This is a genomic window from Gilliamella sp. B2887 (assembly GCF_026537015.1).
In the GTDB taxonomy this organism is placed as follows: Bacteria; Pseudomonadota; Gammaproteobacteria; order Enterobacterales; family Orbaceae; genus Gilliamella.
The window spans coordinates 35,881-60,027 of sequence record NZ_JAFNMX010000014.1 but is presented as its reverse complement, the minus strand read 5'-3'; the positions used below and the strand labels follow the sequence as shown (position 1 = coordinate 60,027).

The 24,147-nt window shown below is 33.4% G+C and carries 22 protein-coding genes and 3 pseudogenes; 16 read left to right on the top strand and 9 right to left on the bottom strand.

The window, feature by feature from the left end:
- The 9 genes and pseudogenes from J3U13_RS10475 to J3U13_RS10435 all read left to right on the top strand — a co-directional run.
- Positions 1-824 (top strand): annotated as a pseudogene (locus J3U13_RS10475) (hypothetical protein); the annotation flags it as partial.
- A gap of 2 nt (positions 825-826) precedes the next feature.
- Complete coding sequence (locus J3U13_RS10470; RefSeq protein ID WP_267341955.1) at positions 827-1,255, top strand: hypothetical protein; 429 nt, start codon at positions 827-829, stop codon at positions 1,253-1,255.
- 273 nt (positions 1,256-1,528) lie between these two features.
- A complete protein-coding gene (locus J3U13_RS10465; protein WP_267341954.1) occupies positions 1,529-2,548 on the top strand; it encodes a glycoside hydrolase family 19 protein in 1,020 nt (339 codons plus the stop codon).
- A 1-nt stretch (position 2,549) separates the two neighbouring features.
- Positions 2,550-3,527 (top strand): hypothetical protein, encoded by a 978-nt coding sequence (locus J3U13_RS10460; RefSeq protein ID WP_267341953.1) that lies wholly within the window; start codon positions 2,550-2,552, stop codon positions 3,525-3,527.
- Between the two features lie 329 nt (positions 3,528-3,856).
- Positions 3,857-3,997, top strand: a complete 141-nt coding sequence (locus J3U13_RS10455; RefSeq protein WP_267341952.1) for a hypothetical protein — start codon at positions 3,857-3,859, stop codon at positions 3,995-3,997.
- 23 nt (positions 3,998-4,020) lie between these two features.
- A complete protein-coding gene (locus tag J3U13_RS10450) occupies positions 4,021-4,530 on the top strand; it encodes a M15 family metallopeptidase (protein WP_267341951.1) in 510 nt (169 codons plus the stop codon).
- The gene (locus tag J3U13_RS10445) at positions 4,505-4,942 is read left to right on the top strand and encodes a hypothetical protein (protein WP_267341950.1); all 438 of its coding nucleotides are present in this window, start codon (positions 4,505-4,507) and stop codon (positions 4,940-4,942) included. The genes J3U13_RS10450 and J3U13_RS10445 overlap by 26 nt, the downstream gene beginning before the upstream one ends.
- 104 nt (positions 4,943-5,046) lie before the next feature.
- The gene (locus tag J3U13_RS10440; RefSeq protein ID WP_267341949.1) at positions 5,047-5,460 is read left to right on the top strand and encodes a hypothetical protein; all 414 of its coding nucleotides are present in this window, start codon (positions 5,047-5,049) and stop codon (positions 5,458-5,460) included.
- 332 nt (positions 5,461-5,792) lie between these two features.
- On the top strand, positions 5,793-7,322 hold the full coding sequence (locus tag J3U13_RS10435; RefSeq protein ID WP_267341948.1) for a tannase/feruloyl esterase family alpha/beta hydrolase: 1,530 nt from the start codon (positions 5,793-5,795) through the stop codon (positions 7,320-7,322).
- Between the two features lie 295 nt (positions 7,323-7,617).
- Here J3U13_RS10435 and J3U13_RS10430 read toward each other — a convergent pair whose 3' ends face one another.
- Positions 7,618-8,145, bottom strand: a complete 528-nt coding sequence (locus J3U13_RS10430; protein WP_267341946.1) for a DUF4865 family protein — start codon at positions 8,143-8,145, stop codon at positions 7,618-7,620.
- A 126-nt stretch (positions 8,146-8,271) separates the two neighbouring features.
- On the opposite strand from J3U13_RS10430, the gene J3U13_RS10425 reads away from it, so the two are divergent.
- Positions 8,272-9,009: a LysR family transcriptional regulator gene (locus tag J3U13_RS10425; protein ID WP_267341945.1), complete on the top strand. Its 738-nt coding sequence runs from the start codon at positions 8,272-8,274 to the stop codon at positions 9,007-9,009.
- A gap of 14 nt (positions 9,010-9,023) precedes the next feature.
- Here the strand turns inward: J3U13_RS10425 and J3U13_RS10420 are convergent, their stop codons facing one another.
- Positions 9,024-9,893, bottom strand: coding sequence for a helix-turn-helix transcriptional regulator (locus J3U13_RS10420; protein WP_267341944.1), 870 nt, complete (start codon positions 9,891-9,893; stop codon positions 9,024-9,026).
- A gap of 27 nt (positions 9,894-9,920) precedes the next feature.
- Positions 9,921-10,778: pseudogene (locus J3U13_RS10410) on the bottom strand (LysR substrate-binding domain-containing protein).
- Between the two features lie 168 nt (positions 10,779-10,946).
- On the opposite strand from J3U13_RS10410, the pseudogene J3U13_RS10405 reads away from it, so the two are divergent.
- The 5 genes and pseudogenes from J3U13_RS10405 to J3U13_RS10385 form a co-directional block, all read left to right on the top strand.
- Positions 10,947-11,198, top strand: a pseudogene (locus tag J3U13_RS10405) (NAD(P)-binding domain-containing protein); the annotation flags it as partial.
- A 59-nt stretch (positions 11,199-11,257) separates the two neighbouring features.
- Positions 11,258-11,437 (top strand): hypothetical protein, encoded by a 180-nt coding sequence (locus J3U13_RS10400; protein ID WP_267341940.1) that lies wholly within the window; start codon positions 11,258-11,260, stop codon positions 11,435-11,437.
- Positions 11,438-11,730: 293 nt separating this feature from the next.
- The gene (gene fsa, locus J3U13_RS10395; RefSeq protein ID WP_267341938.1) at positions 11,731-12,393 is read left to right on the top strand and encodes a fructose-6-phosphate aldolase; all 663 of its coding nucleotides are present in this window, start codon (positions 11,731-11,733) and stop codon (positions 12,391-12,393) included.
- Between the two features lie 191 nt (positions 12,394-12,584).
- The gene (locus J3U13_RS10390; protein WP_267341937.1) at positions 12,585-13,382 is read left to right on the top strand and encodes a siderophore-interacting protein; all 798 of its coding nucleotides are present in this window, start codon (positions 12,585-12,587) and stop codon (positions 13,380-13,382) included.
- Positions 13,383-13,400: 18 nt separating this feature from the next.
- The gene (locus J3U13_RS10385; protein ID WP_267341936.1) at positions 13,401-13,988 is read left to right on the top strand and encodes an ACP phosphodiesterase; all 588 of its coding nucleotides are present in this window, start codon (positions 13,401-13,403) and stop codon (positions 13,986-13,988) included.
- Positions 13,989-14,056: 68 nt separating this feature from the next.
- On the opposite strand, the gene J3U13_RS10380 is transcribed toward J3U13_RS10385, so the two are convergent.
- Positions 14,057-16,144, bottom strand: coding sequence for a 3-hydroxybutyrate oligomer hydrolase family protein (locus tag J3U13_RS10380; protein WP_267341935.1), 2,088 nt, complete (start codon positions 16,142-16,144; stop codon positions 14,057-14,059).
- 129 nt (positions 16,145-16,273) lie between these two features.
- Positions 16,274-17,170, bottom strand: a complete 897-nt coding sequence (gene ilvY / locus J3U13_RS10375; protein WP_267341934.1) for an HTH-type transcriptional activator IlvY — start codon at positions 17,168-17,170, stop codon at positions 16,274-16,276.
- A gap of 206 nt (positions 17,171-17,376) precedes the next feature.
- Here ilvY and prfC point away from each other — a divergent pair, with 206 nt between their 5' ends.
- A complete protein-coding gene (prfC, locus tag J3U13_RS10370; protein ID WP_267341933.1) occupies positions 17,377-18,969 on the top strand; it encodes a peptide chain release factor 3 in 1,593 nt (530 codons plus the stop codon).
- An 89-nt stretch (positions 18,970-19,058) separates the two neighbouring features.
- Here prfC and J3U13_RS10365 read toward each other — a convergent pair whose 3' ends face one another.
- The 4 genes from J3U13_RS10365 to J3U13_RS10350 are packed head-to-tail and all read right to left on the bottom strand — an operon-like array spanning position 19,059 to position 23,890.
- Positions 19,059-20,357: a hypothetical protein gene (locus J3U13_RS10365; protein WP_267341932.1), complete on the bottom strand. Its 1,299-nt coding sequence runs from the start codon at positions 20,355-20,357 to the stop codon at positions 19,059-19,061.
- On the bottom strand, positions 20,347-21,774 hold the full coding sequence (locus J3U13_RS10360; RefSeq protein WP_267341931.1) for a glycosyltransferase family 2 protein: 1,428 nt from the start codon (positions 21,772-21,774) through the stop codon (positions 20,347-20,349). The genes J3U13_RS10365 and J3U13_RS10360 overlap by 11 nt, the downstream gene beginning before the upstream one ends.
- A complete protein-coding gene (locus J3U13_RS10355) occupies positions 21,771-22,712 on the bottom strand; it encodes a hypothetical protein (protein WP_267341930.1) in 942 nt (313 codons plus the stop codon). The genes J3U13_RS10360 and J3U13_RS10355 overlap by 4 nt, the downstream gene beginning before the upstream one ends.
- Entirely contained in the window at positions 22,700-23,890 is a 1,191-nt protein-coding gene (locus J3U13_RS10350) for a YaiO family outer membrane beta-barrel protein (protein WP_267341929.1), read from the bottom strand. Before J3U13_RS10350 ends, J3U13_RS10355 begins: the two co-directional genes overlap by 13 nt.
- Positions 23,891-24,147 lie beyond the last annotated feature (257 nt).

Below are 24,147 nucleotides of genomic sequence, written 5' to 3'. Positions count from 1 at the left end.
TATTGGGCATAATAAATGGGTTAGAAGATAAGTATAAATTATGGGAAAAAACCAAAGAAAAAGCGACAAAAATGCTGTGGTGGGACGATGTAGTCGAAGGATTAGCTAAGCAAAGTCAACAGACACAACAAAGTGAAGCAGAAACTAAAAAAGAGCAATCAGCAGACACCTCAACTAATCAAACTGAAACTTCATCAACGCCTGCCACGTTAAGCCAAAACGGTGAGGTTTGGTTTATGCATCCTGTGGCTATGGTGGATTATTTTAATATTGTTGAAATAAAAAAAGGCTGGGCAGAAAGCCCATTTGCTTTGCTGTTAGGTGAAGTTGAATCCAATAATGATTATTCAGCTTATAATCAAACTAAACCAAAACTAAGAGCTTTTTTTAATACTAACTTAACCTCTATGACGCTAAAGGAATTAATTGATAAACAAGCAAAAGGGGAAATATTTGCTGCTGGACGCTTTCAAATAATTCCTGAAACTTTAAAATCAGCTCTAGATTATTTAAAATTAGACTTATCATTGAAATATAATAAAGAAACACAAGATATTTTATTTGAAGAATATTTGATAAAAATTAAAAGGAAGAACATAATAAAATATTTAGAACAGGATGGTGATGTTGAAGATGCTATTTATGATTGGGCTAAAGAATTTGCATCAGCAGGAGTACGTAAAGGGAAAACAATAAGTAATGGAAGAATTGCAGCTTTTGAAGGTTCATCATATTATCAAGGAGATGGGCTAAATTCTGCCCATATATTACCAGCTCAAATGGTTGAAGCATTAAAAGAATCGAAAAATGGAAATTGGAGGTAAATATGAAAAAGTTAAAGTTTGCTCTTCTGTGTTTCATAATATTTGCAATTAATTATTCCTTAATAGCTCAAGCTCAAAGTAAAGAACTTATCAAATTAGATTTTAACGATTTCGCTATTAAAACTAAAACAAAAATTAAAAATGCAAACTTTGCGTATCATTATTTGATTAAGGTTTATGGGTGTGGTGGTGGTGCAATTTGTGGAGAGATTCGAAACTTACTCTCTAACAAAGTTATTGGACTTCCTAATGCTTATTTGATAGAAGATGAAAATGGAGAAAATGGGTTTTCTATAGAATATCATTTAAATAGTAGTTTAATTATTATTTCTGGAATAATAGCGGATCCTGATGAAAATGAAGCTAACGAAGGATATAGAAGAAGATATTATAATTTCATAAATGAAAAGTTTGAGCTTTTAGAAAAATGATTAACATTATTGGGGAGCTATAAATTAACTATTAGATGTTAATAATCGTGATAATATTAAAGTATGAACAATTCAATTTAGGGATATCAATAGAAAAAGCTCTTGTTGAAAAAATTTTTTCATGCAGTTGGAGCATTAAGTAATGCTAAGATGTGAAGAAAGTCAATTGTTCGTTCTTAGAGATTAGCACAACAAAAAAGAGATTATCAACGTTTTCCCGCTGATTATAAAGCTGCCCACGACAAGAAATTAACACCGGAGCAACTTAACTTATTGGGTAAAATAAATAAGTTAGAAGAGAAGTCAGAATTATGGGAAAAAACCAAAGAAAAAGCGACAAAAATGCTGTGGTGGGAAGATGTAGTCGAAGGATTAGCTAAGCAAAGTCAACAGACAGAACAAAGTGACACTGAAACAGAAAAAAGTCAAACATCGCCCCCCTCAACTGAGCAAACCGAAACTTCATCAACGCCTGCCACGTTAAGCCAAAATGGTAAGGTTTGGCTTATGCACCCAGTTGGAATACAAATATTCAATTTTGATAGTTGTATGTGTAATAAATGTATAACTGAAGAACAATTTAAATCTATTATACCTGTAGATGTTTTAAAAAATGGGTTATTTCATAAAATGAATAATAATCTAAAAAATATATCAATAGATACATTTCTTTCAAAGTTGAATTCATATTTTATTCAATATAACGTTACAAGTTGTTTACAGAAAGCTCATTTTATATCACAAATATTATGTGAAAGTGATTTTTTTAGAACTTCTGAAGAGTATAAAAATAGGGATGGTTCTATACCAAATAATTGGAATAATTATAGTGGTGGTTCAGATTATCATGGTAGGGGGCTTATTCAAATTACTCATGATTATAATTATGAATCTTTTAGTCAGTATATTAAAAATGATTCGATTAAAAATAACCCAGATCTTATATGCTCTGATTTGGATTATACAATTCAATCGGCTTTTTGGTATTGGATTGAGGGTAGTTCATGGGGCAATGTAAATAATATTGCGGCAAATAATGACTTTCTTAAAGTTACCATGGCTATAAATGGAGGATATAACCATGTTGTAGATAGAAACAAAGCCCTTATAACTTTATACGATGAATTTAATATCAGGAATTGTAAAGTATATTATGATATTAAAGTTGATAACTATTCTTTTGCTACTAGTACAATGATTAATAGTAAATGGTATAAAAATAATACAATTAAAGTGCAAGAAGTTGAAGCTGCTTTAAATGCTTTGTATGAAGGTTTACAAAACAGAGGTTAAAATGAAAAAATTCTATATTTTTACAATATTGCTTTTCTTTAGTTTTCCGATATTTGCACAACTATGTAAGGAAAGTAAATTAAATGTTATTAAAGGTCAATTTATTAATGGTAATAATTTTGAAGGAAAATATATTTATTGTCGTCTGATTAATCCTGAAGAAGACAAAATGTCACAAATTGATTTAAATTTAAATATAGATGGAACAATTAATAGTTATATTTATAACGGAGGAGGTAATCCATCAATTCAAACTTCAAATTTAGGTGTAATTTCTATTTTTGATCAGTTTGGTGGAATGGAAAGTCCGGCTAGAATAACTTATTTAACTAGTTTAGATAAAAAGTTAATCATATTAGGAGAGATCAATCTAGATTATTCTCAAGGACAAGTTGTTAGTTATTCTATTCAGAATATTAATGACAAACTAGACATTATGAGCTCTATCTTCTCAGAAAAAATTATGCATTATTTTATAGATAATACTCAATTGTCTTACCCTGATTATTTTTTATTGCTGTTATTTAATTCATTTTTGGAAAAGAATATTTCAAAAGATTGGATAAAGCAGTTTTATAAAAAATTAAATTTAATGCAGCATCAAGATATCATTAATATTTATAGTCAAAATGTATTTTTTAAAAATACGACACTTTGTAATAAAGATAAAAATGAAAAAAATGCATTTGGATGTAAAGTTAACAATACTCAATTATCGTTATGCTATGATTATATTAATTCAAAGTTGTTTTATAGGTTTGGTAGCCAGTCAAAATTAGAATTGCAATTAGTAAAAATAATCGATGATGAAGACAAAAAAAAATCTGTGATAACCTTTACCAATAAAGACACTGATTATTTGGTGGATACAAATCTAGGAAAAGAAGGTGTGAGAATAAAAAGAAAAGAGATGCACTTTAAAAAGTTTGAATGTAATCCAAGTACTATTGAACCAATGATTTTGAATAGTTTCAATTAAATAGGCTGTTTTTAAAAAATAATTAAATAAGATTTGAATAGTATTTTATTTGATTTTAAATTTTATAGTAAATCATATTTCAAGGAACGTTTTAGTTTTGAAAACAAATATTAATAAAGAAAGTCAAAAACGTGTTTTATCAGCATGAGCGAAATGGGTAGCTAAATAGAAAATTAATTGTTAGAAGAATTTCCATTCACCATTAAATAATTTAGCCGCAGTGACTGAAAATAATGCGGTTTACTTTTCCTGAACAATCCTGTTTGTTTCTCAATTCGATAAAAAAGCAGTATAAGTTATAGGAAAAAACCAAAGAAAAAGCGACAAAAATGCTGTGGTGGGATGATGTCGCCAAAGGTTTAGCTAAGCAAAAGCAGCAGACACAACAAAGTGACACTGAAACTGAAAAAAGTCAAACATCCCCCCCTCAACTGAGCAAACCGAAACTTCATCAACGCCTGCCACGTTAAGCCAAAACGGTGAGGTTTGGTTTATGCATCCTGTGGCGATGGTGGATTATTATATGGAAGGGAAAAAAACTGAAACATGGGACAAAGTAACAAACTCAAGGATAGCGTTATTACATCCAAAAATTCGTCAAATAGCAGTGAATTTTATCAATGAAGTGGAAAAAGAATTTGGTATACAGCTAAGAGTTACAACTGGGCTTAGAACTATTGAAGAACAAAATAGGCTTTATGAGCAAGGTAGAACAACATCTGGTAATATAGTGACTTGGGTTAAAGGGGGATATAGTTATCATAACTATGGACTAGCAATAGATGTTATAGAAATGAAAAATAACAATGTTAATTGGGACGAAAGCGTTCTAAAAAAGATATCTCCTGTCGGTATAAGAAATGGTTTTTCATGGGGAGGTGATTGGGAAAAGCAAAAAGATTATCCTCATTTTGAAATTACTTTTGGTTATAAAGCGTCAGAATTATTAAAAAAACATAATGAAGGAGAATTAGATAATGAAGGGTATATTATATTTAATTAGTCTTAATATTTTATTATTATCATTCGCTTTAAAAGCAGAAGAGATGACGCTTGAATCCTTACATTCGACAGAAGGAGCTTTGTTAAATTGTAAAAAAAACCAACTTGAACTAGAAATTTATGGTGAGACATACCGTTCAAAAATTATGGTCATAAAAGTGAAAGATAAACTTGAAGTAAAATCAAACACCGAATACTACAATTTACCAATAGGTTTTCATGATGAAAATTTGAAATCTGAAACTGTTTTTATTGTTGAAAGTAAATATTTTATTAAAAATAAAAAGATTATTTCTGCTATTTCACTTGATCCTTTGTATTTAAAAAAGGCTAGAGAAGATTTGTCTACTTTAGTGGATGCGATAAAAGAAGCTCATGAAAATAATAAATGTGTATCTTGGAATTTTGATTAAAGGTTTAAAAAAATTGAATTTTACATCTTCACTCAAAAAGTGAATGGTATGAAGAGCTGGATTTAGAAGGAAAGCGACCGAAATGGGAAGCATTAAACAGTGAAATGACTGGTGATGCGGAAAACTATTTGGGTTATATAAAAGACGGTGATGAAGCAAAACGTGATGCATATGTTAGTAAGATGGACGCAAGCAAAAAAGAATCAATAAAACAAGGATTAGAACAACAAAGAAGAGAATATGAGCGTTTTCCAGCAGATTATAAAGATGCCCCCGAAAAGAAATTGACACAAGGACAATTAGCTTTATATGGCAAAATACAAGCATTAGAAAAGCAGTTAATCATCTGGGAAAAAACCAAAGAAAAAGCGACAAAAATGCTGTGGTGGGATGATGTCGCCAAAGGATTAGCTAAGCAAAGTCAACAGACAGAACAAAGTGACACTGAAACTGAAAAAAGTCAAACATCCCCCCCTCAACTGAGCAAACCGAAACTTCATCAACGCCTGCCACCTTAAGTCAAAACGGTAAAGTTTGGTTTATGCATCCGCTTACATTATTTAATTTTTTTTTATGGTAAAGCCTGATAGACATTGAATTTTCTTTACTAAGAATAGGTTACCTTTTCTTCCAAAGTTTTCTTTTCCAATGAAGGTTTCATCGCGATTCACTACGACATATTGCAACTTACAAGTCTTTAAAATAGTCATAAATGTTGACAGCAATTTAATGATCCTACGTTTAGTTTTGTTAGAAATTAATCATTTTTATATTGTTATTTGTACAAATAATGCATAATGTTAAAGTTAACTCTTTTTAAAATAAATAGTTTGATGATAGGAATAGAGATATGATGAAATGCAATTTATTTTTTTTATCGGTTTTAAGTTGTTTGGGTGCTTCTGCTTATGCAACTCCAGTTTTATGGGATTCAGCCGTACACTGTCAAAGCTTGCGTAATTTGGAATTAGAGGGTGCAAAAGTAGTAAATACTGAGCTAATTGAAGAACACTTTATACCTTCGTCAAAATTAGCGGATACATTACGAGGGGCTAAAACTAAAGAATTTTTCGATTTACCAGAGATTTGTCGAGTTGAATTAATGATTGAACCAGCTATTAATGTTGAAATATGGTTGCCAAGTCAATGGAATCACCGTTTACAATCCATTGGCGGTGGGGGATACGCAGGATTTATACCATTTGATAAGTTAGCCGTAGCGGCTAAACATGGTTATGTCGCAGCAGCGACCGATACTGGACATGAAGGGAGTTTGTTTGATGGTAAATTTGTTTTTAAAGAGGGCAAATTACAAGTGGATTCGATAGCAGATTTTGCTTATCGCAGTGTACATGAAATGACAATAAAAACTAAACACATTATCGAATCCTATTACGGTCAGGCTCCAGATTATTCCTATTGGAATGGTTGCTCAACCGGTGGTAGGCAAGGATTAATGGAGGCTCAAAGATACCCAACTGATTATGATGGTTTATATATCGTAGCGCCAGCAATCTATTGGGATAAATTTATACCAGCAGAAATATGGCCACAAGTGGTGATGCAAGAAGAGTTAGGAAGGCCGATTGAAAGTAGCAAACTTGATGAAGTTAGAAAAGCCATTATTAAATTTGCTGATGAAAAAGATGGAATTAAAGATGATATCGTTAACGATCCAACAACATTACAAATTAGTGATGTATTACTCAATCAAGCTGGGCTTAATAAAGATGAAATTCGAACATTACGAAAAATATGGCAAGGTCCAACAGATCAAAATGGAAAACCTTTGTGGTTTAGTATTGAACCAACCGCGCCACTTGATGTATTAGCCGGTAATGAAGGCCCTTTTCCTATACCGGTTGATTATTTGAAGTATTGGATTAAACAAAATCCAAATTTTGAATGGAAAAGTTTAGGGTATAATGGTTTCGAAAATTATTTTGATGAATCAGTAAAAATGTTTGCTCCAATAATGGGAACAGATAACCCTGATTTGAGCCAGTTCAATAAATCGGGTGGAAAAATGATTATTTGGCATGGTTTAAATGATCGTCTGATAGCGCCAAAAGGAACGATTCAATACTATAATAATGTATTGAAAGTTATGGGGGGCAAAGATTATGTTGATAACTTTGCAAAACTCTATTTAGCACCGGGTGTTGACCATTGTAATGGTGGTGAGGGTCCCGATGACATTAATGGCTTTGAGTCATTAGTTAATTGGGTTGAGAAAAAACAAGCGCCAAGGAATCTGATTGCTAAAAAAATAGAAAATGGTCAAGTAACTTTACAAAGACCGATATGCCAATATCCTCAACAAACACTCTATAAAGGTAAAGGTGATACTAATAACCTTGATAATTATATCTGTGAATAATTCCGTCACTCGCTAACTGAATACTCGGTTAGCGAGCTTTTCAATGCTTGAATGGCAAATCATTTTTTATATTGAAAGTAGTTTTTACTTGTTGGTCATTACAAATTTTTTGGCATCTTTGTCTCTTTTATGATCGATATTTGATTTAAAGTGAAACGGTATAGACTCCTAAATTTTTTTTACAAGATAATGCTGTTTTATCTTGATAAGTGAATAGACTCTAATAATTTTTTGAGATTGTTTCAGATAATGTCAATCTACCCGATTAGGTATAAGAATGTTAGACACCGCCTTGCTATAAGCCATTTGATAAATGCAAAATTTGATGGATATTTTTGTGTTGGTTATTTGGTTTTTGCTCGAAAAAAGTAAACGAAGTATATTGCCATTTATCCGGATTATAGATAACGACATTACCAACCTGATTTTGATATTCTGTAATTTTGAAATTAAAATTCTTTAGTTGAGCTTTCATCGGTATCGTGTGATGTTCTTCAAGTACATATTTACTGAGTAGAAAGTTATCTTCTAATTTAATGTTTGCGGTAATGCCGATATTAATATTTTGCCAGCCAAACGTATCAATTATATTGTCAAAGTAGCCATCAAAAATAAATTGAGTCATCCCGTTAGTATGTTGCCAAACATACAGTGGGCAATAGCTATTTGCTAGATTATCACCCCCTTTTTCTGAAATTAAATAAGCTTTAAAAAGTAAATCTTTAAAGCCATCCATTTTATAGCCATTTTGTTTGACACGATTTTTTATGATTTGCATATCATAATCGGCAGGTAAAAGAATTTTATATTGCATAGCTTGCATGTTTTTCTCCTTTGAATGTTAAAGTCAGTTTATAACTATGATTATGAGTTTAAGAAGGAAATTGAAGTTTGAATAATTCTAATTTATGATAGGGTTATCAAAAAAAGTGATAGGGGACTTTGTAAAATGGATTTTAAAGGATTACTGATTTTTAGAACGATTTATGATCTTAAAAGTCTCAATAAAGCGGCTAAAGCTCTGAACTGTACACAATCAAATTTAACGGCTCACTTAAAAAAGATTGAGTATGAATTGCAAGCTACCTTATTTATTCGTGGTTTTGATGGAGTTAAGCCTACTCAAGAGGGGCAACAATTTTATCATTTTACTTTGCAGACTTTAGCAAAGTATTCACAACTCAAAAAGTCTTTTAAAGGTAAGCGTAATACATTATTAATATCGGAGCTTTTATTTCAGTTTATTGTGATTGAAACAACAAAATATTGCATTGACTCTACTGAAATTGTCATTAAACGAACCAGTGATATATTGAATCAAATTCAACACCATTGTTATGATGAAGTGATTACTTTTGAAAAAGTTAAGCATCCTGATTATCTTTTAACAAATACCGAAAACTTAGCGATTGCTTTTTTGCAAAGCCAATCAATTGTAACTCCTGAGCGTTTGCCAATATTGATCAATAATGATGAACATTGCCCATTAAGAGTCAAAACGCTTACTTTGGGTTATCCATCGGAGAAAATTATTACGGTCGATTCTTTGAGCCAATTACTCAATCTTGTCGAAAGAGGAAAAGGCATAGCCTTGTTGCCCATTTTTTTAAAAAAAGATAAATTAAAAGCCATCAATAATTATTGTGACTGTATTGAATATTATTGTTATCAACATCATTGTGTTTAGTTTTTACTAAAATCTCATGTTTTTTGTGATAATTTACTGTGATATTGTCGACGGTATTCGGTTGGTGAACGTTCGGTTTTTTTTCTAAAAATTCGACAAAAATAGTTACTGTCTCTAAAACCGGAAGCATGCGCAATCTCTTTTATATTTAAGTCATAGTTCTTAAGCAATGATTTGGCGTATTCTAAACGGATATGATTGACGTATTCATTCAATCCAATCTTTCCTTCACGTTGAAAAAGATGTGATAAATAATTCGGTGAGATATAGAACATCTTCGCTAAAAAATTGCGGGTCACATCTTCACGAAAGTGCGTATCGATATACTGGCGAATCGCTTCAAATAAACTGGTGGTTTTCGACGAAGTTTCGATAGTGGCGTTGAGCAAATCAAGTGTGTTACTCAGTAAACTATGTATAAGAAAATAGGCGGTTTGATTTTTTTCTGACGGTTGCTTATGCCAGGTAAGTTCTGCAAGTGCCTGAATAATGAAGGTGCCAACACGTGGTCCACGTCTTGCAATATTGTATTGATCTTTAGAAATTATTTGCGTTCCATCCCAATGAAACAAACTTAAACCAATTTGTTGTTTTTCAAATAAAATACTTAAAATGGTAACTGGTTTATGCCAAAGGGGTTTATTCCAACTATTCGAGGTAACATAGAGAATATCATTGGAATAGAGCGTTTTACTGATTTGTTCACCTCTATCATTTGTCCATAACATCTTTTGTTGACCTTTTATGATGATTTCTATACGAGGAAAATTAACTTGGTAAGCAAGGATAGGAACTAAAGAAGGATGATTGACAAAGTATATCTTATTGATATTGATATTTTTATTAGCAAATTGTTTGAGTATTTGTTCAATAGATAAATCCATAACAACGCTCCAGATCAATTGATTTATTTATACTTGTCCAAATTTTTGTAGACAAAAGTCGATGAAACTGCCTAATTTTGGTGGAATACGGCGATCAGCAGCATAAAGTACATGCATAGGATGAGTGGGAATAGGGTATTTGGGTAATAATGGAACGAGTTGTCCTAATTCAATCACCGCTTTAACCATTTCAACCGGTTGTAACATGATTCCTTACCCACTAATTGCCGCCGGAAGTAACGCATCGCTCCCATCAGAGATTAAGCGTCCACTCACCGGCACTGAAATAAGTCCTTGCGGACCAATAAATTCCCAATGATTCTGTAATACCATTGAAAAAACGAAACATTCACGTTGCCTTAGATCATTAGGGGTATTTGCCGTTTTTAAATAGGAAGGTGCCGCACATAATAGTAGCCGATAAGGGGCAAGCGATCTGACGATTAAACCACAGTCTGATGGTTTTCCTACTGGTAAAACTAAATCATATCCTTCATCAATCAGATCAACTTTTCGATAGGTTAATGATAAATCAATAGAGACTTCAGGATGGGTTCTTAAAAATTCAGGCAGTAAGGGTGTAAGTGCGTGAGTACCAAAAGTTGTTGATGCGCTAATTTTTAACCGACCACGAGGCTTTACATTACTTTGTGCAGCGATGGTTTGGGCTTCGGCAACTTTGATAAGAATATTTTTGGCGCGTTCATAAAAAATGCTTCCTATCTCAGACAAACTTTGATGCTTTGTTGTGCGATTAAGTAAGCGAACATTTAAATATGTTTCGAGCATGCGTATGTATTTGCCGATCAACAGAAGAGACAGATTCAGTGCGTTGGCTGTGGCTGAAAATAAGCCAAGTTCAACAGTTTTAACGAAAATGGTCATGCAAATTAAGCGATCCATTAAAAACAAATTATTTATATAGATGAAATATTGGAATAATTTATCATGTTTTATTTCTATTTTATAGTGTCTGTGTTTTCGCAATTCTAAGGAGATAGAAATGAAAATTGCCATTATTGGTACTGGCAGTATGACCCAGGTCTTGCTAATGCACTCGCTGATGCGAACCATGAGATTGTTATCGGGCATCGAGATTTAGCGAAAAAATCACAAGCATTGGTTAAATCAATTGGTGCTAATGCTCAAGGTGAAGATATTGCAACCGTTGTGCATTTAGCTAAGGCAGTTATTTTAGCGTTATCCTATCATGCCATTAGTGATGTTATTGCAGTCGCGGGTGATCTTTCAGATAAAATTTTAGTGGATATCACCAATCTTGTGTCAGAGGATTTTCTCATTTAGTTATTGGACACACGACATCCGCCGCTGAAGAAATTCAGAAACTCGCACCCAAAGTAAGGGTGGTTAAAGCGTTTAATACTATATTTGCACAGTTAATCCCAAAAGAAGCTAGAAAAGCGGATAAAATACCGGTGTTTATTGCCATAAATGATGAAGCTGCAAGAGAGTTTGTTACCAAACTGGTCCGTAGCTTAGCCTTTGAACCTATTTTATTGATATTGAACGATGTATTTAGTTAGTTATTGGTCTATTTATGATAAATAAAATTAAACTCACTATTATTTAATGTGTGTACCATTGTTAACTTGAGTTGCAATGATAGGACAGTTAACTAGTGGTAAATTAATCAGAGTATTAAATTATTGTTAATGGTAACTATGTGATCACACTCTCATTTTTACATACAGCATACAAATATCCAGTAAATGGCAAATTTGTCTTCTAGGTTTTCAATTCGATATTTCTTACTATCACACTATTATTTATGTTTTACTTTTTATGTGTGATTGATTATTTAAACCAGGAGTTCACTATGGAACTGTATTTAGATACTGCCGATATTTTGGCAATTGAGCGTTTGGCACCAGTATTGCCAATTAATGGGGTAACAACCAACCCCACTATTGTGGCAAGGTCAGGTAAACCCATTTTTGCTTTGTTAGAAGAACTGCAAGATATACTGGGTTCAGATAAGGTGTTATTTGCACAAGTACTAGCCAGTGATGCGAAAGGCATGATTAAAGAGGCCGAACAACTTAACAAGGCAATACCATCGATTGTGACGAAAATTCCCGTTAATGAACAAGGTTTATTGGCTATTAAGGAATTATCTCAACAAGGTATTGTAACTTTAGGAACAGCGGTTTATGGTGCTGGACAAGGATTTTTGGGAGCACTTGCAGGCGCGAAATATATAGCTCCTTATATAAATCGCATAGATGCACAAGGTGGAAACAGTAAAGATACAATTTTAGAGTTACAACAATTGTTTGATTTGCATTGCCCTGAATCCATAGTGATAGCAGCAAGTTTTAGAACGCCAAGACAAGCTTTAGACTGTATGTTAGCGGGTTGTAAAGCCATTACCTTACCTGTTGATGTAGCAGAATTATTTATCTCCGATCCAGCAGTCGATGCGGCAGTGGCTAAGTTTAATCAAGATTGGTGTTGCGCATTTGGTTCATTAACCTATTAATGGCCTTTTCAAGGTTTTCTAAATTAGATAAAATTTTTAATATTGCTTGGTGAGTTCAATTCCATTAAATTTACGGGTAACAAGGTGTTTAATATTTAGACTGAAAAGTAGCGTTTTTTTTAATTTTTTGTTGTATGATAATTCAATGTGCAAAAGCACCAATACCCGTAAAAAATATAAGGATTTAAGTCATGGCAGATAAACACCAAAAATCAAAAAAGTTCATTATTAATGCACTGTTAAGCGTATTAAACGTTGAGAAGATTTCACCCAGCTTTATACGTGTGCAGTTTAGTTGTAATAAACCGTTAAGTGTTGATTCAGCTTGGATTTGTCCTCATATTAAATTATTATTTCCTGAGCCTAGCACGGGCAAAATTTTATTTCCTGAACTGAGCGAAGACAATAAGATTATGGTGAGTGATAAAGTCCGTCAACTGGCTCGCAGTTATAGTATACGTAAGTTTGATGCTATGACAAATCAGTTATTTGTTGATTTTGCAATTCATGAAGGTGGTTTGGCTTCTGTTTGGTCAAGACAAGCTAAAGTTGGCGATCAGATTGGCTTGGTCGGTTCTGTGGGTAAGCTTTCGTTTACAAATAATTGTTTGGTTTTGATGGGTGATATTTCAGGTATGCCAGCAATCTGTTATACGCTTGAACATTTACCGGAAAACCAAAAAGTTTATGCCTTTATTGAGGCTAATCATGCTATGGATGTTATTGAACTACCCAATAATGAACATGTGCAAGTCAGATGGTTAATTCAAGATAAGGAAAAATCCAATCAATTGGTTGATGCAGTGATCAATGCTGAATTTGCCGAACAAGATAAACTTATGTTTTGGGGTGGAATGGAAAGTTCATTAGCGCAGCAATTACGACGAGCATTGAAAGATAAATATACTCAGCTTGCACCTGAAGCAATTCATATCACAAGCTATTGGCGTGAAGGATTTGCTGAAGGTGAGTTTAAGCATCGTGACTAGTCAATCTTATCTGAATTCATGAATATTTTAGCGCATCTACATTTAGCTTTTCTAGTAAATAGTTCATTAATTGGTAATACGGTAGCGGATTTTGTTAAGGGTGATCCTTATTTAACTTATGCTAACGATGTGGCTGATGGAATTATGTTACATCGCAAAATCGATTGTATGACCGATAGTTTGCCAGAAGTGAAGCAAGCGAAATTATTGTTTCGCCAACCCCATCGAAGGGTGGCGCCAATTGCATTGGATATTGTGTGGGATCACTTTTTATCCAAACAGTGGTTGACTTTTGGCGTTATGGAAAGTGTTGGTGAATTTAATCAATATACTAAACAACAAATCCAACCGTTCATTAGGAAATATCCTATTGATTATCAAGGTTTTATGCAAGCCATGTGGCAAGGTAAATGGCTAGAAAACTATGCCTCAATTGATTTTGTTGAAAAAGTATTAAGTGGTATGGCAAAGAGAAGACCAAAACTCTGTTTATTAAAAGAGAATATTATTGATATTCGGCAAAATTATTCTGAGCTGGAAGCATTATTTGCAGTTTTGTATCCTAAAATAGGTACAGCCGTTATCTCATCCAAATTTACTTTATGAAGATTTTAACTATCGGGATTAAGCTAGATGTGACACTTAAGCCGATAGTTAAAAAGATCATTTACTTATTAATTAGGAATAATCAATTCCCCATTTTCTTTCTTGATTATATCGTTACTGTTAGGCGTTTGTAATATAGGTACTAAATTTTGGGCAGTGGCATCGGGCGTGAATGCAATTTTTCCTACACGGGGCATAGCATGAATTACCTGACTGTCAGGTAATGTTGCCTTATTGGTTAAATTTGCCCACAACCACTCCATTGCATCCTCTCCATAATAGTCAATTGAGACAAGTGAATTATCAAATGGCGGTTTGCCTTCTAAATAACTACTATTTTCTACTTCAATGTAACGTAATTGTGAATTGATGCCTTCTACTTGACTGTTTAAGGCCACGTAAGCACGAGATGTATAATCCGGTAGCTGTTTTACATTGTTACGACCATGGATGATAAATGTTTTGATTCCATTTAAATTGGCTGAGGCGACAACTTGTTTCATACCGAAAACAACTCGAGGATCTTTTAATTTTTCATACAAACAAATTGCCCCTTTACTGTTGTAGTCAATTTCATTTTTATTATCAGAACTTGAATAGAAATCTCGTCTTGGCGAATGAATGTCTTCATTGTTGACGAGTGCTAATAGGGTTGATTCATTTCCTAGCCATATTGGTAGATGTCCATCTGCCCATCCCCAAAGTTGCTGGAAATCTGTTTCTGATAAAGGTTCAACTTTACCTGTATAAAGAAGTGGATTTTTTTGGGTGCTTGCAACCGAATAATCACACATTCTTTCGGTAACGTCAAAATGACCATAGGCGCTAATATATTGATAAGGTAGCCCTATTGTTTCTTTATAATAATAATAGGGAAGTTGTCTCTCCATTTCTGGTGTCCAGCCATATTGACGCAGTTTTTCAAGCGCTTCTTTAGGGGTTCCATAAATGAGTAATTGTGCTTTTTTTAAGGCATTACAACGATTTTTCGCATAAGTGTAATTATCAGCAAAAGGTATATTCATATCTTTATTTTCATTGATTATTGCTGGAACAGCACAAGGTATATACAGTGATGCATAAGTACTATATTCCGCTATTGAAAGATATTCAATTCTTGCAGATGGTTTTTCACCAACTTTAACGTTTACAGGTATCGTTTCAGAGTAAGGTGAGATTTGAGGATTAACTGCCACAATACCTTTTATTGTATTATTTTTGTCTAACTCTCCAGCTTTTAGAGCGGCTCCTCCGCCATCAGTTGCGCCATAAACTAATACTAACGTATTGTCTTTATCGAATATCACCTTTTTAGTAGGGGAATAGTGAGAGTTGATTTGGTAAAAAGCAAATTCAATGGATTTTAAAACAAATTCCCCCCAACGTTCTTCGGAGTTTTGTTTTGAGTGCAGTTGTTTTATTGCATAGCGGTTAGGGTAGGTTTTTACATAGTGCTTTCGATTTTCGATATTAGGTTTAAATAATAAGTTATTTGTTTGCACTTTGCCATTAATCGCAAATCCCCGTTGATGCGTTATATCATAAATACCATTACCCAACCCTTTATCATTATAAACGACGGCACAGTTATGACGAAGGCCCCATAATCCCCGAATTTGTATATCATATGCATTGAATAAACCATCTGAATTTGTTGATGGTACGGCAACAATACACGGTTTATTTTTATCAAAATCCAATGGGATTTGTACTAATAGCCCTACACTTTCTTCATTATTTTTATAGGTGGCTAATATTTCAGTACCTGCTATTTTACCATCAAATAATTGGGTAAGATTTTTTCTTTGAAAACCAAAAAGTGACCCTTCTCCAGTTTTGATATCAATAAAACGATTTAATTTCAATTGTCTGAGTTCTTGTAGGGTAGGTTGAGCAGGATGAGCTACTGTCGGTTTAATCACGATTGTTGATAAAGGCGTGAATCCCAAACCTGCTGTTACTAAGTCATCGCTATCCCCGTCATAGTAAGTAGAACTTTCTATTGTTATCCCAGCCGGATATTGGATGAGATTCATCTCTTCACGAGATATACTTAATCGTAGATCACTTTTAGCTTGAACTGCAAAAGGAAGGATAGCGGAGGTAAAACACATTAACGATACCAATGCTTTTATTTTTATATTTTTAATTCTCATTGCAAGTATTTCCTTTCTTAACAACCAAATTATTTTAGATAGGACTATCCTGATATTTTTTAGGTTGTTATAAATAATATTATCTTTATTTTTTGAACGATGAATGAATATTATATTTTATTTTTTTGATTATTGGGTAGATTTAAGAACGCAAAGTGTCCAAAAAGCTGCAATGATCCTTTCAGACAATCGTCTTTTTTGGACACAAATACCCACATCAAATGGTTCCATTAAATTAGTTGACCATTCGGTTATTCGCTCTCGGATTCGTTCAGGACTGTTTTCCATAACTACTTTCGGTAACAACGCTACGCCACACCCTAATGCAACCATTGATACGATTGCTTCATGTCCAGCAACAGTAGCATAAATTTTCGGGCTGCTGATTTTTTGTTGTTTAAACCAAAGATCAATTCTGTGTCGGCTTGGTCCGTGTTCAGGTAAAATAAAAGGGATATTATCCCAATCAGGTTGTTTTTGATGCAGTTTATCACTAAAGGTACTGTTAAGTTTTGGTATCAATAGAACCATTTCAATTTCACCAAGCTTTAAAAATTCAACCCCAGCAGGTAATTGTTTGGGTTTACCTGCAATAGCTAAATCCGCAAGATTCGATTGAACTTTTTCAACGGCATCCGCTGCATCGCCAGTAGAAAGCTTAATTTCAACTTGAGGATAATGAATACGAAATCTATCAAGGATTTCAGGTAAATGACTATAAGCCGCGGTAACCGAACAAAAAAGGGTCAGTTCACCTGCTAATTGTTGATCGGATTGATCCAAATCTTGCTTTACTTGTTGATGTAGGTTCACAACTTGTTGAGCAAAACGTTTTATTTTTTCACCTTCAGGAGTAATTTGTACTTGGCGATTATCACGAATAAATAAGGTATAACCAAAATGTTCTTCCATGCGTTGGATCTGTCTTGATAACGTTGACGGACTTACGTGCATGGCATCAGCTGTCATACCAAAATGACACGTTTCGCATAAATGTAAGTACAACTTTAGATCACGGATATTCATAACAAGTTCCATTTTTATACTGAAACGTTAGTGTAACCTGAAACTTCTTGTCAAAAAGACAAACATCAGCTAACAATATTGAATGTAAACATTATGCATAGATAAACAAATAAGGCAAATAGCATCAGTTATAACATCAATGGCAAAACAGTCAGATACCTGTTAAAATATACGACTATTTTGTATGGATTAAGACAGTTAATTTTATGACAGAACAAGCTTATTTAGATGAGGTGAATGCACGTCGCACTTTTGCTATCATCTCGCATCCAGATGCGGGTAAAACAACCATTACTGAAAAAGTGCTTTTATTTGGGCAAGCAATTCAAACAGCGGGTACCGTTAAAGGTCGTGGAGCGAATGCTCAACATGCCAAATCAGACTGGATGGAGATGGAAAAACAGCGTGGTATTTCGATCACTACATCGGTTATGCAGTTTCCTTATAGCAATTGCTTAGTTAACTTACTAGATACTCCTGGACATGAAGATTTCTCAGAAGATACTTATCGTACTTTAACTGCGGTAGATAGCTGCCTGATGGTCATTGATGCGGCTAAAGGGGTCGAGGATCGTACTCGTAAATTAATGGAAGTAACCCGTTTACGTACAACGCCAATATTAACATTTATGAATAAGCTTGACCGTGACATTCGTGATCCAATGGAACTGCTTGATGAAGTTGAAAATGAACTTAATATTATGTGTGCTCCAATCACTTGGCCAATTGGTTGCGGTAAGTTATTTAAAGGTGTATATCATTTAGCTAAGGATGAAACGTATCTTTACCAATCAGGCAAAGGTCATACCATTCAAGAAGTTCGAATTATTAAAGGTCTAACAAATCCTGATTTAGATACTGCTGTAGGTGAAGATTTAGCCCAGCAACTGCGTGAAGAGTTAGAATTGGTACAAGGTGCATCAAACGAATTTGATTTAGAGGCTTTTTTGTCAGGCGATTTAACCCCAGTCTTTTTTGGTACCGCATTAGGTAATTTTGGTGTCGATCATATGCTTGATGGTTTAACGGTTTGGGCACCGACACCCCAACCACGGCAAACTGATAAACGAGAAGTTGCATCATCAGAAGAAAAGTTCAGTGGTTTTGTATTTAAAATCCAAGCTAATATGGATCCGAAACATCGTGACCGCGTGGCATTTATGCGCATTGTATCAGGTAAATACGAAAAAGGAATGAAGTTGCGTCATGTTCGTTTAAATAAAGATGTGAATATTTCTGATGCGTTAACTTTTATGGCCGGTGATCGTGAGCATGTTGAAGAAGCTTACGCTGGCGATATTATCGGTCTGCACAATCATGGCACAATTCAAATTGGTGATACTATTACCCAAGGTGAAAATTTTAAATTTACTGGCATTCCTAACTTTGCACCAGAATTGTTCCGACGGATTCGTTTAAAAGATCCACTTAAACAAAAACAGTTATTAAAAGGACTGGTTCAGTTATCCGAAGAGGGTGCTGTGCAAGTATTTCGTCCCATCACCAATAATGATTTAATTGTCGGTGCTGTTGGGGTACTTCAGTTTGATGTGGTAGTTGCACGATTGAAATCGGAATATAATGTTGAGGCAATTTATGAGCCGGTTAATGTCACTACAGCGCGTTGGGTTGAGTGCAGCGATGTGAAAAAACTTGAAGAGTTTAAACGCAAATGTGAGCAAAATTTAGCGTTAGATGGTGGTGATAATCTATCTTATATTGCACCAAGTATGGTAAATCTGAATTTAACACAAGAGCGTTATCCTGATGTTGAATTTAGAAAGACACGCGAACATTGATCATTTTTTTATATGAATAAATGAAAATCTATTGATAATTAAAGAGCTGGTTTACCAGCTCTTATGCTTTACTTAAAAGACATTATAATTTATAAAGCAAGACCATGTAAGGCGATGCCGTCAAAAGAATTCCATTGAGTTAAGTCATTTCCCAGTAAATCTACCGTTTGAAATAATTTATCTTCGTCCCCCATAAAACTGATGTCTCTACTTCCTGCTCTAGGCGACAATGGCGAGGAGTAAGTATAAGTGTTACTATCGATATGCAGTTTATCTTTATTGAGTAAAATAAACTCTTTATCATTAAATTCGGCTTTTTCTAGCTCGTCACTGGTCAAAATTGGAATGTAAAAATTCTCAACTCCATCATCAAGTAGGCTATTTTCAAGCGCAATCATGATTTTTTGTTCGTTTTCATCTCCCCATATTAACCATTTCGCACTTATATTATAGATTTGAGTATAATCGGTACGATAAGCCATAATAGTATATCTTGAAATGTAGGATTGAATACTCTGTACGATTTGTTCACCATTGTCGATATAAAGTAACCAAAAAGGGATAACAATCTCGATTTTATCGCCCCATGACTGACTGAGCATTTTTATGGCATTATGCCAAAGTTTCCAAATATAATCGGGATCTTGATTGTAGTCATCTAACACATAAGGTTCGATGTCATATTGAATACCTGCAAGACAGGGTTTGTCTTCACGCATAGAACAAAACTGTTTAATGATTTTATTGCGTTCAATAGCATTTCTTAATCCTGAATCAATGACCATATCCGGTGAGCCTTCAACTGCAATAATTTTTATCTGATTTTCATAGGCAATATCGAGCAATTGATTTAATTGTTCTTTATATTTTATGTTTTCATTTTCAATTGCTAGTTGTAGATAGATTTGATTGATGCCTTTTGCTCTTATTTGGTTGATAAACTGTTCGGGAGAAGTATCCCAAGTACGAGTTTCCCAGTTCCACATTCCAAGATTGATTAATTTTTTTGTAATTATTTCCTCATTGGTCACGGGAAGTTGGGTATTTACTGTTTGATTGTCAAAGAGATCATCGTCAGTTTGTATCAAATCGGGCGTTTCATCCATATTGGTTGGTTTAATTACACTGTCGTTATTATAACCAGATAATACGTTATCGAAATTTTGTTCTTGTTTAGAGGAAACTGAGTTTAATATTCCGTTTTTAGTTTCACTAAAAATCGTTTTTTTCTCACACGGATGCAAATCATCATTTGCTTGCATCCATAAAGCGTTATAAGTACCGTTTTGAGTTGTACCTACAAAACGATCAGCAGCAAAAGAAGAATGAATCATAAAAGCTATGATAAATAATAAGATAAATCGTATTGTAGCGGCATTATTTGTCAAATTTGACCCTTTCCATTTTTCCCCAAGTAATTTTACCTTTCTTTAATCGAAGAAACCCTCTGATTTTCCAATACAAACAAATTTGTCGATAACCGAAATTTTCCAGAAAAGAGATTAAAAAAAGGGACATCAAATATTTTACTTTATCTAATCCTTTAAGTAATAATCCATCAATAGAAATGGCGACAGAACTAATAAATATATTGTAACAAATGACTAACAAAAAGTAGGACAATATTATATTACCGTTTACAATCTGAAGATACCAAAAAAGCGGCAATAGCACGTAACCTAAGAGCTCAGACAACGGTCCGATAATATCGGTCAGTATTGAAAAAGGTAAAATTAAAAAACTTACCCTACTGTATTTTATATTAAAAATTAAGTTTTGGAAATGAAAAAATGTTTGCAAAGCGCCAATATGCCAGCGAATACGCTGATTTTGTAAAACTCTCCATTTTTCAGGTACCTGTGTCCAACAAATGGCAGTAGGTACATATTTAATTTTATAATCCACCTTTGAATCATAAATGTATTTATGTAATTTTACCGTAAAGTCATAGTCTTCACCTACCGAACCAACAGAAAAACCGCCAATACGAATAGCAAAATCCCGACGAAATAAGCCAAAAGCACCGGATATAATTGGTAATGCACTAATATGATTCCATGCAACTTTTGCCATTAAAAAAGATCGCATATATTCAATTATCTGTAATAGAACAATGTATTTTTGAGATAAGTTAATTTTTTTCACTAAACCATTTTTGATCAAACAACTATTAGCAACACGTACAGTTCCTCCAACTGCGATGGTTTTCGGATCATCAATAAAGGGAACCATAGCATTTGTAAGGGCATCAGGTGCTAAAATTGAATCCGCATCTAAAAGGCAAATAATGGGTGAACGGCTTAAATTAATCGCGGCATTATGTGCATCAGCCTTGCCACCATTCACTTTATCGATAACGCGTAACCGACTATCTTTGCGAGAAATATAAACCCCTTTTATTTTAGCGTGCGAAAGTAGATTGGGATTATTAGTATTGAGATTGTGTAATGTTCTTTCTAAGTTGAAAAATTGATTAATTAACTCAAAAGTATCGTCGGTTGATCCATCATTGACTACTATTACATCTGCATTGGGATAATCGGATGCAAGGATGGACTTTATACTTTCAATTATGGTAATACTTTCATTATAAGCGGGCATAATAATCGTAATTGGATGCAACATACCGTCATTTTTTTGTATGCTTTGTATTTTTCTTTCTTTGTGCGGATTATCAAAAAATACATATAACGCTATGATAAGTTGTATAAAGTAAATGAAAATTTGTAACAATCCAATAAACATAATAAAATAAACTGTTACTTGCAGTGTAGAAATTAAAGCATCGTGTAGATAACTACTCATAATGTTGCCCATACCTGATTTTTATAAATACCATTATTGCTATCAGCCCAATAAACAAATAATTTAGTATCAAAATTAAAATTATTTGTTATGAGTTCCTGAATACTGCATATTTTTTCTTGATAACAAAGTTCATTAATAAAATTTAAAATGTAACAACTGTGAATTATTCCTGATGCTTTACATTGCAAACTGAGTAATGTTTCAAATAATTGTTGCATGTAATCTCGTTGATCTTCTCTGGCAAACATAACGTAAGGAGTGATGTAGTTATTGGAAATTTCCCTTAACATGGTTTGTAGCGTACCATCAAAATTTCTTGATTCTTCATCAATGACTTGAGATTCAAATTGTAATAAGTTATACGATGGAATAAGGCGGAGAAAACAAAATAATCCTTTTTGTGGTATGGAATTAAACAGTTTAGTAATGAGTTCAACTAATGATACATTAGGATCACTGACCACTAAGCTTAATGCTGCAGCGATAGCGACTTCTTGACGACGATCTAAACAAGCTCTTTCTAATGCACTAAATGATTTTTGGCATGGATAATAAGACAACATATTGGCAGCTTCAATACGTTGTTGAACCGTTCCTTTTAGTAAAAGTAAACGTAATTTTTTTTGGAACGTTTCTTCCGCAAAAAAAGGAAGAAATTTTTGCAATTCATAGCGCTGTCTTTTGGCAAAAAAAGAGACAATAAGTATAAGTGAACCTGACGATAATGTTTTATCAACGGTATTTTTAAAAATAATATGATTATTTTGTTTAATACTTTTGTTGTAAGCGGTGATTAAGGTTAATTTTAATTTGTTATAGTGACGGCGTTGTTTTCTTCTTTTACAGTAAATTATTGATGTTATGATTATCACAATGCAACCCAACAGCACCAAACTACCATTATAAATATTGATGTAACGTATTAAAATATCCATTTTATTCCGCAGCCTAAAGTTTTTTTGTTATATAATTTACGGTTATGGGTCGTTTCTTTACGATCTTCGTCAGTATAGTTGAGGTTTAAGGTAACAATTTCAGTAATATCATAAGAGAGGCCAACAAAACGAGCAGTTACTTTAATTAACGAACGAGTCAAATTGCTTGATCGATCTGATGTTTCTTGAGAATTGGAATAGCCTGCAAATAAGCGGAGTTTTTCCGTAGGAGAAGCGGCTATTTTAACTAAAAAACCACTCATATGTTTATTATCTTGATCAAAGGTATTATTCCATTTTCCAGATAAAGAAAGTCGTTCACCAAAAAAATATTGAGTTATACCTGGATCAATACTTTTTATGTTGCCATCATTGTAATGATCAAGCTTCAAATCTAAAGTAACATGAAAAGAGTTAACATCATCATTTATCGAATTAAATAAGGTGTAATCGATTCCATTTATCAATGTGTATTTAGCAAATAATTTATTTGAGGAAGAGACAAATCCTGTTAAATAACCATACGCTTTATTGTTGAACGTATGCCATAGTGTCCCTCCATACTTTTGATCGTTCATATGAAAACGATGGGATTGTGCGAAGTAACCCGTAATGGTATCTGTTTTGGATAATTTATAAGATAGAGCCATCTCCATTTCGTTCCAATCAGCGTAAGATTTTGATAAATGGCTATGAGTACCACCTAAATTAAACTCCCAATTGTGTATAGAATTTTTTACAGCTTCGATACTTTTGCTAATTGTTAATAACTGAATATCGTTAGGTGATTGCTCTAAATATTGATTGAGCAGTTTTTCCGCTTTGTTAGGGTCATCAGGATTTTGCGCTAGAATAACGCTAACCAGGCCATATTGTGCATCAATATAATCAGGCGTAATGGATAAAGCGTCTTGAAATGATTGTTTGGCTTGATCTAATTTGCCTAAAGCATAATAATTGAAGCCCAATTGGACCAAAATATCAGAATTAGTTGGTGATAGTTCATAGGCAAGTTGCAATTTTGACAATGAAAGGTCGTAATTCTGAAACTTTTTAGCTTCTATACTCTCTTTTAACAGTTGATCGGCTTTAACTGCATTATCAAAATCGTTGGTGTTGGCTATCACTGAGGAACTATAAGTTAAGATACTAATTATTAATACTATTTTACAGAACATATAAAACCTTAATCCATTATATTCTTGCTTGGTATTTTGTGTGTAAGTACTTGTTACCAATTAATATACTGCTAGTCTGACCATAATTTGGCAGAATTAAATTAAGGAGTATTTAGATACAAATGAACGAAATACTCCCTTCCTTTTTGAATCAATGCATTTTCGATAAAAATCTAAACTACTTTGAATCAATTGCAGCTACTAACTAATAGTGTTAATTTGAACTGATTCTGATACCGATAAGAACGTATCATTTT